Source organism: Streptomyces ipomoeae 91-03, from assembly GCF_000317595.1.
GTDB classification, from domain to species: Bacteria; Actinomycetota; Actinomycetes; order Streptomycetales; family Streptomycetaceae; genus Streptomyces; species Streptomyces ipomoeae.
The window spans coordinates 1-10,476 of record NZ_AEJC01000419.1; the positions used below are offsets into that span (position 1 = coordinate 1).

6 protein-coding genes are annotated in these 10,476 nt (G+C 69.6%); 5 read left to right on the top strand and 1 reads right to left on the bottom strand.

The features are described 5' to 3' along the window. Positions 1–57: 57 nt before the first annotated feature. Positions 58–3,726 (bottom strand): LamG-like jellyroll fold domain-containing protein, encoded by a 3,669-nt coding sequence (locus STRIP9103_RS28075; RefSeq protein ID WP_009325367.1) that lies wholly within the window; start codon positions 3,724–3,726, stop codon positions 58–60. A gap of 495 nt (positions 3,727–4,221) precedes the next feature. Here STRIP9103_RS28075 and STRIP9103_RS28080 point away from each other — a divergent pair, with 495 nt between their 5' ends. From STRIP9103_RS28080 to STRIP9103_RS28100, 5 genes are all read left to right on the top strand, one after another. After that, a complete protein-coding gene (locus STRIP9103_RS28080) occupies positions 4,222–5,268 on the top strand; it encodes a LacI family DNA-binding transcriptional regulator (RefSeq protein WP_009325357.1) in 1,047 nt (348 codons plus the stop codon). 258 nt (positions 5,269–5,526) lie between these two features. Next, positions 5,527–6,774 carry a sugar ABC transporter substrate-binding protein gene (locus STRIP9103_RS28085; RefSeq protein WP_009325361.1) on the top strand — a complete coding sequence of 416 codons (1,248 nt, stop codon included), beginning with the start codon at positions 5,527–5,529 and terminating at the stop codon, positions 6,772–6,774. Between the two features lie 20 nt (positions 6,775–6,794). Then, a complete protein-coding gene (locus STRIP9103_RS28090) occupies positions 6,795–7,766 on the top strand; it encodes a carbohydrate ABC transporter permease (protein WP_048821117.1) in 972 nt (323 codons plus the stop codon). Beyond that, positions 7,763–8,587, top strand: a complete 825-nt coding sequence (locus STRIP9103_RS28095; RefSeq protein ID WP_009325359.1) for a carbohydrate ABC transporter permease — start codon at positions 7,763–7,765, stop codon at positions 8,585–8,587. The genes STRIP9103_RS28090 and STRIP9103_RS28095 overlap by 4 nt, the downstream gene beginning before the upstream one ends. 91 nt (positions 8,588–8,678) lie before the next feature. Further along, on the top strand, positions 8,679–10,412 hold the full coding sequence (locus tag STRIP9103_RS28100; protein WP_009325363.1) for an amylo-alpha-1,6-glucosidase: 1,734 nt from the start codon (positions 8,679–8,681) through the stop codon (positions 10,410–10,412). Positions 10,413–10,476 lie beyond the last annotated feature (64 nt).

Here is a 10,476-nt window from a genome sequence, read left to right on the forward strand (position 1 = left end):
CCGGGCGCCTGCCGGGGGCACCGGCGGTGGAGTGGGCCCACGCCTGCCGGGACTACCTCACCGCACCTCTCGCGCATACGGTGCGACGGTGATCCGGTCGATCAGCGGCGCGTAGCGGGAGCGGAGCAGCACCCCGGGGAAGGTGTCCGAGGCGTAGGTGGTGCCGTCGAAGTTCGGCAGTTCCTCGGAGCGGAAGACGATCGTGTTCTGCCCCTTGCCGAGGTGGACCGGGACGGTCAGCTCCCAGAAGTTGTTCTGGTGGAAGCTGTGCGGGAACCCGACGCGCCGCGTCTCGCCGCCGTTGACGGTGATGTCGGCGTGCCGGGCGAGCGGGTCCGGGTTGTAGTGGGTTGCTTCGGACTGCTCGGGGTTGGAGTAGCGGATGCGCAGCGCGTACAGGCCGGCCCGGTCGGCGGAGACGGTGAACGTCGCCGTGTTGCCGTTGCCCGGGTCGCCGCCGATGCCGGTGATCGCCGTGCCGTCGGTGGCCAGGGAGAGCGGGGTCAGCGTGGCCGAGCCCGCGAGCTCGGCGTCCTGAGCCTCGTACGTACGTTCCTTGAGCGTGCCCTCGGTGGGTGTGACCGTGAGGCGGTCGACGAGGGTGGCGGACGAACCTCCGGTCAGCGTCACCTTGTTGACGCCGCCGGAGAGGGAGACCGCGACGCCGCGCTTGCCCTTGGCCAGGCGCAGGACGTCGTGTCCGTTGACGGAGAGCCGGGCGTTCGCGGCGCCGAGGGTGTCGACCCTGAGGGTGGCCTCACGGTCGGCGGGCGAGTAGACCCAGAACGTGGCGGTCTGGCCCTTCTTGAGCTGGACCGCGCCCGAGCCGGTGGCGGGGGTTCCGACCTGCTTCGGCAGCTCGTGGACGGGCTGTGCCCCGCCGCCCAGCCAGGCCAGCTCGCCCTCGTACACCTGGGTGGCGGCCGACGCCTCGGGGAGGGTGAGTGTGAGGCGGTCGACGATGGCGTCGCCCTTGGTGGCGCGCTTGCCGTCGGCGCTCTTGGCGGCGAGCGTGAGGGTGTGCTTGCCCTTGGTGAGCTTCACCTCGGTGTCGGTGTCGGTGTGGTCCCAGACCACCCACTTGTAGCCGAGCGGCAGATACAGCTCCTGCTCGCTGTCCGCCTTGCCGTCCACGCGCAGGAAGACATTGGTGGGGCCCTGCTCCTTCACCTTGTCGAAGGTGTTGAGGGAGTTGGCGAAGACGCTCAGGTCGTAGGTGCCGTCCTCGGGCACGTCCACGGTGAAGTCGAGCGTGACGTCCGAGCCGGTGCGCAGACCGCCCACGTTGTAGCCGCCGGACGTGTAGAACTTCGACACATCGCGCGGTGAGCCCTCCGGCCCGTTCTTCGAGTAGCCGGACCCGGTGTGGGCGGCGTCCTCCGCCTCGTACGACGCCTGCCAGCGCGCGGGCGGTGACTGCGTGCCCCTCGCCTTCCCGGCCGGGCTGAGAACGATCTCGTACGCCGAGGACTCCTTCAGCTTCGGCAGCGCGCCGTCGCCGAAGTCGACGACGACCGTGCCGTCGTCACCGACCTTCAGGTTCGTCTCGGTGAGCAGCTTCGGGCCGGACGAGTCGCCCACCTGCCCGCTCCACTCGATCTCCCGCACCCAGGCGTGTACGCGGTCCCCGAAGACCTTCCTCGGGACGTTGTCGAAGGTGATGTGCCCCTTGCCGGTGGACCCGCCGAAGATCAGCCGCGCCTGCTTCTTCTTCTCGTCGAGCGTGGCCACGCCCTGCATGGTGTAGTTCTCGCCGGGGAACGGCGGGCTCACCGTCACCGTGTGGCCGCTCATCGAGGCGTACGAGTTCAGCAGCCACCACTGGCCGTTGCCGCGGTTCGACTGCACCGCGGAGTCGGAGAGGTTGCCGTCGATGTTCCAGTACGCGATGTCGGCGTCGACCTTGGACTCCTCGATCGCGGAGACCCACTGGATCATCTGGCCGGGGACCGAGGTGTGGTAGTTGAAGGCGTACTCGTTGATGTTGATCGGGAGCTGGGTGCCCGCCTTGTCGGTGCCCTTGAACAGCTCCTTCTCCCACGACCGGTACTTGGCGACGCTCGCGCGCACCGCCTCCGGGTGGCTGAGCTCATGCCAGGTGACGACGTCCGGGAGGGTGCCGGCGGCCAGGGCGTGCGTGAGGAAGCCCTTCACCTGGTCGTACAGGACGCTGGTGTTGGGGCCGGCGATCCGGGCGTCGGGCATCTTGCTCTTGATGAGCTTGTAGGCGGAGTCCCAGGCGGCGAAGAAGTCGTCCGGGTCGCTCAGCCAGCTGACCTTGTTGTAGCTCCACTCGCCGGTGCCGAACATGTTGCCCTCGGGCTCGTTGAACGGCACGAAGACGACGTTGTCCTGGTACTGCTTCGGCAGCCGCAGGACCTGGTCGACCTGCTTCGCGATCTTCTCCTCGTAGAGCTTGAGCTTCTCCTGGGGCGTGTCGCCCGGCCACTGGTAGGGGAAGCCGCGGTGGATGTCGGTCATGTAGATGTAGACATCACCGTCGGTGGAGTCGGCCAGCGGCTTCACCACCTCCAGCGCGTCGGCACCGGGGTGCTGCGGACCGTCCTGAGCCTTGGTGGAGACCGTGCGCAGGCCCATGCCCTCCATGAGGTTGTTCGTGGGGACGTCCGGTCCGTACACGCCGTAGAGCGTGCCGGAGGCGCCGCCGTGGAACCTGCCGGTGTCCGAGCCGAGGTCGACGGTGAGCTGCCCCTCGCGGACCACGGCGACGGTCGCCTTCACCGCGCGTCCGGCTGCCGTTCCCGCCACCGTGAACGTCCCCGGCCGGTCGTACTTCTCGGGCGGTACGGCGTCCCAGGCGATCGGTGTGTCGCGGTCGTAGCCGTCGGAGAAGGAGGAGCGGACGGTGGCCGGGAGGGACGGGGCGGTTCCGGTGGTCGTACGGATGTCGAAGGACGTCTTCGAGAGCTCCTGGAGAGTCGGCACGGCACCGACCGTACCGGCCACCTGCTCGGCGCTCAGTGCCGAGTGCCAGACGGTGAAGTCGTCGATCGCGCCCTTGAGCAGCGGGTCCGGCCAGAGGGACTTGCCGATGTAGCCGGCGGCCGTGGCCGAGGCGTCCAGCAGTTCCTTGGCCTTGATGCCGGTCGCGGCGGACGAGACCGCCACACCGTCGAGGTACGTGGTGAGCCGGCCGGCGGTGGTGTCGAGGGTGACGGTGACCGTCCGCCACTCGTTCGCGGGAAGCATCGCGTAGCCGCGGACCTGTGTCTCCGCGCCGCCTCCGCCGGTGGTCACGGAGGTCTGGAACAGCCCGCTGTTGTTGTACGGGGTGCTGAAGAGGTACTTGGTGGTGTTGGTGCCCAGGTCGAAGATCCGCTGCCAGGAAGACTGGTCGCCGCTCCACTTCACACGGGCGGAGACCGTCAGGTCGGTCGCGTCGCCGATCACTTCGCGGGGCAGACGGACGTAGGCGCCGTTGGAGGTGGGTGCCCCGCCGGGCAGGGCCAGCGCCCTGCCTCCGCCCGTGCCCGCCACGGACTGGGCGGTGGAGCCGTTCACCAGGGCCGCGGTCAGACCGTTGCCGGAACTGTCGGTGATCCTGCCGGAGGCGAGGTCGTCCTGGTCGAAGGTGTAGTGGGCGATGGGCTGGGGAGCGTCGGCCGCCTGAGCGGGGACGGCGGGAGCGGCCAGCAGGCCCGCGCCGAGGGCCAGCGCCATGGCGGCCGGGGCTCGGCGCCGGGCGGATCTGTCAGCGGATGGCATGGATCGCGTCCTCAATCCTTGGGAGTCAGGGGTTCCGGGAGCGTCAGGAGTTCCGGTCGGCCCACTTCGGTCGGCTGCTCGTCCCCATGCCGTTTCCGGTGAGGAGAGTCCGAGGCGGGCGGATCGAACCGGTTCGATCACAGCTCCCAGTGGCAGGGGGAACCTTCGAGGCGGCAGGGGTGGCGACCTCGCGTTTCGCGGGAGATGCGGATCGGGTCCCCGGTTGCCGGAAGGATCGCTTCATCGAACCGGTTCGGCGAAGCTAGCACCGGGAAACCCGGCCAGCAATCCCTGCGGCACAAGGAACCACCGTTCGCTTGTCCGGGTCACGGACGTGTCGTCGGGGGTGTTGACAGGTGACCGGGCAGTTCCTACCGTCGCTTCACGCGAACCGGTTCGACGACCGGCTCTCGCCTCTCGCTCCACCCCACGTCCCCACGACCGGCGGGCGCTCCCTCCTCCGAGGTGTCGAACCGGTTCGAGCAAGGAGTCGCCGTGAACATCGGTGAGATCGCCCGACGGGCCGGTGTCTCGCGGAGCACCGTGTCCTACGCGCTGAGCGGCAAGCGCCCGGTGTCGGACGACACCCGCCAGAAGATCCAGCGGGTCATCGACGAGCTGGGCTACCGGCCCAACGCGAGCGCACGCGCCCTGGCCAACGGCCGGACCAGCACGATCGGCCTGGTCTTCCCGCCGGCCGGGAACCACTACACCGGGATGCAACTGGACTTCATCGGCAGCGTCGTCGAGGCCGCCGCGGCATACGACTACGACGTGCTGTTGTCGCCGAGCGGCGTCGACAGCGACCGCTCGTTCCAGCGGCTGCTGGGGGAGAGGCGGGTGGACGGCGCCATCCTGATGGAGATCAGACTGGAGGACGACCGGGTCGAACACCTGGCCGCGCTGGACTTCCCCGCCGTCGCCATCGGCCGCACCGCCCATCCCGAGAGCGGCTGGTGGGTCGGCCTGGACCACACCGCGCTGGTGGAGGCATGCGTCCACCACCTGGCGGACCTCGGCCACAGCCGAGTGGCGTTCGTCAACCGTCCCGAGCAACTGCTGCGGACCGGCTACGAGTCCGCGCACCGCGGCCTGGACGGCTTCACCAAGGCCGCGGCCGAGCGCGGGCTGACGGCCCGGACGTACTGCTGCGGGGACGACGCCGCCTCGGGCCAGACCTGTGTGCAGCGGATCCTGCACGACGACCCGGCCACCACGGCCCTCGTCACACTGAACGAGGCCGCTCTGGGCGGCCTCTACCGGGGGCTCGCCCAGGCGGGCCGCCATGTGCCCCGCGATTTCTCCGTCACCGGCGTCGTGGCCGGCCGCTGGGCGGAGACGGTGACCCCGCAGCTCACCGCGGCGGACGTACCGGCGGAGGAGATGGGGCGGCGCGCCGTCGACCTGCTGGTGGAGCGGCTCGACCATCCCGGCGGACCGCCCCGGCACCATCTCCTCGCGCCGCCGATCTCGTTGCGGGCCAGCACCGGGCCCGCGGGGGCCCTGCCCACCCCGGACGTCACATCCGATACGACACCCTGACCGCGCTCCACCCTCAATCCCCGCTCCTCTGTCTCGTCCGTCGGACGCTCGAACCGTGCGCCGGTGCTGTTCGGCGTGCCCGCGCTCAGTAACCCGTCGTCGCCGGCAGCCTGCTGCCGCCGGCGACCCCTGGCCCCCAGCAATCCGTTACCCCTCAGCGACCCGTCGCCCTGAGCCGACCCCTCGCCCTCAGTGACTTCTCGCCCTCAGCGACCCCTGCCCCACGGCACCCGCATGCCAAAAACGAAGGAACCCACAATGAACATCCTCTCCAGACACCGCCGTCTGACCGCCGCAGCCCTGACCGCCCTGGCCGTCGCCACCAGTGCCACCGCCTGTGGCTCCGGCTCGGGCGGCACCGGGACGAGCGCGGCGGACAGCGGCACGTACACCATCTGGGACCCGTACCCGCAGTTCGACAAGGGCTCGGCCTGGGCGAAGCTGCTGGACGACTGCGGCACCGAGGCCGGTGTGAAGATCAAGCGGACCGCCTTCGACACCAGCGACCTGTCGAACAAGGCGCTGCTGGCGGCGCAGCAGGACAACTCCGCGGATGTCCTCATCGTCGACAACCCGGTGGTGTCGACCCTGGCCGAGGCGGGCGTGCTCACCACGACCGACGACAACGAACTGGACACCTCCAAAGTGGACCCCAACCTGCTCGCGGCCGGCCAGTCGGGCGGGAAGACCTATGGAACGCCGGTCGGCGCCAACACCCTCGCCCTCTACTACAACAAGGAGGTGCTGAAGGAAGCCGGAGTGGACATCGGCTCCATCAAGGACTGGAAGTCGCTGACGGCGGCGCTGGCGAAGGTCGAGAAAGCCGGCAAGAAGGGCATCACCTTCTCCGCGATCGGTACCGAGGAGGGCAGCTTCCAGTTCCTGCCCTGGTTCTGGGGCGCGGGCGCCCAGCTCACCGACCTCGACTCCGCCGAAGCCGTCTCCGCGCTGTCCCTCTGGCAGGACTGGCTCAAGAAGGGCTACGCCCCCAACTCGGTGCTCAACAACACCCAGACCACCAGCTGGCAGGAGTTCGCGAGCGGCGACTACGCCTTCGCCGAGAACGGCACCTGGCAGCTCGCGAACGCCGAGAAGGCCGGCTTCGACTACGGCGTCCTGCCCATCCCCGCCGTGTCCGGTGGCAACGCCGCCGCCCCGACCGGCGGCGAGCTCGTCACCATCCCGGTCCAGGGCGACACCGGCCGCTACGCCACCTCCCAGAAGCTGGCGACCTGCCTGACCAGCACCCAGAACCTGTACGACACCGACACCACCCTGTCCTACGTGGCGCCCACCGGTGAGGTCCAGGACAAGCAGGTGGCGGCGAACCCCGAGCTGAAGCCCTGGGTCGACGCGGTCAAGGCGGCCAAGGGACGCACCAGCGACGACCTGGGCACCAAGTACCCGAAGATCTCCGAGCAGCTGTGGAAGGCCGTCCAGTCCGCGCTCAGCGGTTCGAAGTCCCCGAAGGACGCGCTGACCGCCGCCCAGTCCGCCGTCAAGTGACCGCACGCGAGGGCCCGTTGATGAGTCACACGACACAAGTGCCGCACCGCCGGCCCGTGCCCGAGGCCAAAGGCGCGGCCCCCGCCGCACCGCCCCCGCCACGGAGCCGGCCCATCTCCCAGCAGGGGACCGCCTGGGCCTTCCTCACCCCGGTGACCCTCTACCTCGCACTCTTCTACGCCTATCCGCTCTACCGCAACATCGACCTGAGCCTGCGGAACTACACCGTCCGCTCCTTCGTCCAGGGCGACGCCCCGTTCACGGGCCTGCAGAACTACCGCACCGTCCTCGACGACCCGACCTTCGCCCCCGCCCTGTTCCACACCGTGGTGTTCACCGCCGTGTGCCTGGTCTTCCAGTACGCCATCGGCCTGGCCCTCGCGGTCTTCTTCAACCAGCACTTCCGGCTGTCGGCCACCCTGCGCGCCCTGTTCCTGGTGCCCTGGCTGCTGCCGCTGATCGTGTCCGCCTCCACCTGGTCGTGGATGCTGAACAGCGAATCGGGCGTCGTCAACGCCGCCCTGCACGCCCTCGGCGTCGGCCCGGTGAACTGGCTGACCTCACCGTCGTGGTCACTGACCTCCGTGATCATCGCGAACATCTGGATCGGTGTCCCGTTCAACCTGGTCGTGCTCTACAGCGGTCTGCAGTCGATCCCGAACTCGCTGTACGAGGCGGCGGCCCTCGACGGCGCGAACGCCTGGCAGCGCTTCTGGCGCGTCACCTTCCCGTTGCTGCGCCCGGTGTCCGCGATCACGCTGCTGCTGGGCCTCGTCTACACGCTCAAGGTCTTCGACATCATCTGGATCATGACCAAGGGCGGTCCCGCCGACTCGTCCACGACCTTCGCCACCTGGTCCTACCAGCTCGGCTTCGGCAATCTGCTGCCCGCCTTCGGCCCGGGCGCGGCCGTCGGCAACCTGCTCGTGGTCGCCGCCCTGGTGTTCGGCCTCATCCACGTCCGGGTGCAGAGAAAGCAGGCACTGTCATGAGCCGAAGCGGTGAGCGTACGTGGTGGAAGACGGCCGTCGGTCTGCTGCTGACCGGGATCATGCTCTTCCCGGTCTACTGGATGCTGAACGTGTCCTTCACCCGTGACCAGGACATGCGCAAGAGCCCCCCGGACCTGCTGCCGATCCATGGCACCCTGGCCGGCTACCGCACCGTCCTCGACGAACAGTTGCCCTACCTCGGCACCAGCTTCGTCATCGGCCTGGGCACGGTCGTACTGACCGTGGCCCTGTCCGCGCCGGCCGGTTACGCGCTGGCCAAGCTGCGCCCGCGCGGCGGCGGTGTGCTGGGTTTCCTGCTGCTGGCCGCCCAGATGATCCCCGGCATCATCATGGCGATGGGCTTCTACGCCATCTACCTCAGCCTCGGCCTGCTCCAGTCCGTCCCCGGTCTGATCGTCGCCGACTCCACCCTGGCCGTCCCCTTCGCCGTCCTCATCTTCACCGCGTTCATGTCCGGCATCCCCGGTGAACTCCTCCAGGCGGCGAAGACGGACGGCGCCGGACCGCTGCGCACCTTCTGGTCGATCGTGCTGCCGATGAGCCGCAACGCCGTCGTCACGGTGTCCCTGTTCGCGTTCCTGTGGTCCTGGTCCGACTTCGTCTTCGCCGGCACCCTCGTCAACGGCGGCGCCCACGAGCCCATCACCCTCGGCATCTACCACTACATAGGCAACAACAACCAGGAGTGGAACGCCATCATGGCCACCGCCGTCGTGGCCTCGCTGCCCGCCGCGGTCATCCTCGTCCTCGCCCAGCGGTACGTCGCCGCCGGTGTGACCGCCGGTGCGGTGAAGGACTGAGGGTTCCACCTTCGCCACGGCCCCACCGTCCGTTCGTCCGTCCGCGCGCCGGACGGTCGGCCACCCTTGCCCGAGAATCGAGTGACTCGCTATGACCGCCGACCGATCCGGCCCGGCCTTCGCCGTCCACGACATCCCGTTCAGCACCTACGGATCCTGGTTCGACATCTCCCCCGTGGTGGCGGAGAAGACCTACGCCGAAGACCTCCACCTCGTCTCCCATCAGAACGGAATGCACGCCGTCCTGCGCCTCGTACCGCTCGACGCCACGACGGGCGAGCGGGCCCGTACCAGGGTGGAGGCGACCCCGGGCCTGCTGAGCTGGATCAGCGCGGCCGGCCGCGTCGACCTCGCCTACGAGTCGCCGGACACCGTACGTCTGCGCGGGGCGGGGCTGTCGCTGCGCGTGTCCGCGGCGGCCGGGACGCTGACCCCGTTCAGCGGCACGTACTTCTTCCACGACGCGGCTGTCGGCGCGTACGTGTTCACGTCGTACGAGACGGGACGCCGCTATCGCGTCACCGTGCTCTCCGGCACGGTGACCGACACCTTCGGCGGCCAGGCCCTGGGCAGTGCCGACCGCGGCCTCACCATCGCCGCGGACGGTTCCTGGGAGATCGCGGTCGAGGAACTCGACACCGCCCGCCCGTCGTACGCGTCGGCGACGACCTTCGGCAAGATCGTCGAGGCGGCGCGGAACTCCTTCGCGGACTTCGTCGACACGGTCGCCCCCTGGCGCTCGTCCGCCACCCCGGCCGCCGAACTCGCCGCCTACGTCGTGTGGTCCGCGACCGTACGCCCGGCGGGGCTGGTCACCCGACCGGCGGTACTGATGTCCAAGCACTGGATGGACAAGGTCTGGAGCTGGGACCACTGCTTCAACGCCCTGGCCCTGGCCCCGGGGCGCCCCGAACTGGCCCGGGACCAGTACCACCTGCCCTTCGACCACCAGGACGAGGCCGGAGCGCTGCCCGACTCGGTCACCCACTCCGAGGTCCTGCACAACTTCGTCAAACCCCCGGTCCACGGCTGGGCCTTCGGCCACCTGCGCCGCCGGCTGACCACGCCCCTCACTCGGGCGGAACTGGCCGAGACGTACGACAGACTGGAACGCTGGACGGACTTCTGGCTCACCGCCCGACGCGCCTCCGGCGCCGCACTGCCCCACTACCAGCACGGCAACGACAGCGGCTGGGACAACGCCACCACCTTCGACCCCGAACGCGTCGTCGTCACCGCCGACCTGGCCGCCTTCCTCGTCCTCCAGCTCCGCGAACTGGCCGATCTGGCCGGGTACTTGGACAGATCTGACGATGCCCGCCGCTGGACGCGGGCCGCCGAGGAGACCCAGGAGGCGATGCTCGACCAGCTCTGGACCGGCGACCGGTTCGTCGCCCGGGGAGTCGACAGCGGCGACACCTGGCACAGCTCCAGCCTCCTCGACCTGATGCCCATCGTGCTGGGCGAGCATCTGCCGGACGAGATCAGCGGAGTGCTGGCCGACCGCATCGAGGCCCATCTGACCCCGTACGGCCTGGCCACCGAGCTGCCCACCTCGCCGCATTACCTCTCCGACGGCTACTGGCGCGGCCCGATCTGGGCCCCCGCCACGGTCCTCATCGAGGACGGCCTGCGCCGCGCCGGCCACCACCGACTGGCGGACGACATCAGCGCCCGCTTCCGCGCCCTGTGCGAGACCCATGGCTTCGCCGAGAACTTCGACGCCCTGACCGGCACGGGCCTGCGCGACCGCGCCTACACCTGGACCGCCAGCAGCTACCTCCTCCTCGCCGAGGCACACGCCGACCGAGAGAGCCGGCACTGAGGATTCGCGACGCCGGCGGAGGGCGAGGAGAGTCCCCATCACGGTGGCCCCGCAGACAGTCCTG

What these genes read in the sequence shown, in the direction of transcription:
- STRIP9103_RS28075 (WP_009325367.1), bottom strand. Translation starts at nt 3,726, where the DNA reads ATGCCATCCGCTGACAGATCCGCCCGGCGCCGAGCCCCGGCCGCCATG.
- STRIP9103_RS28085 (WP_009325361.1), top strand. Translation starts at nt 5,527, where the DNA reads ATGAACATCCTCTCCAGACACCGCCGTCTGACCGCCGCAGCCCTGACC.
- STRIP9103_RS28090 (WP_048821117.1), top strand. Translation starts at nt 6,795, where the DNA reads ATGAGTCACACGACACAAGTGCCGCACCGCCGGCCCGTGCCCGAGGCC.
- STRIP9103_RS28095 (WP_009325359.1), top strand. Translation starts at nt 7,763, where the DNA reads ATGAGCCGAAGCGGTGAGCGTACGTGGTGGAAGACGGCCGTCGGTCTG.
- STRIP9103_RS28100 (WP_009325363.1), top strand. Translation starts at nt 8,679, where the DNA reads ATGACCGCCGACCGATCCGGCCCGGCCTTCGCCGTCCACGACATCCCG.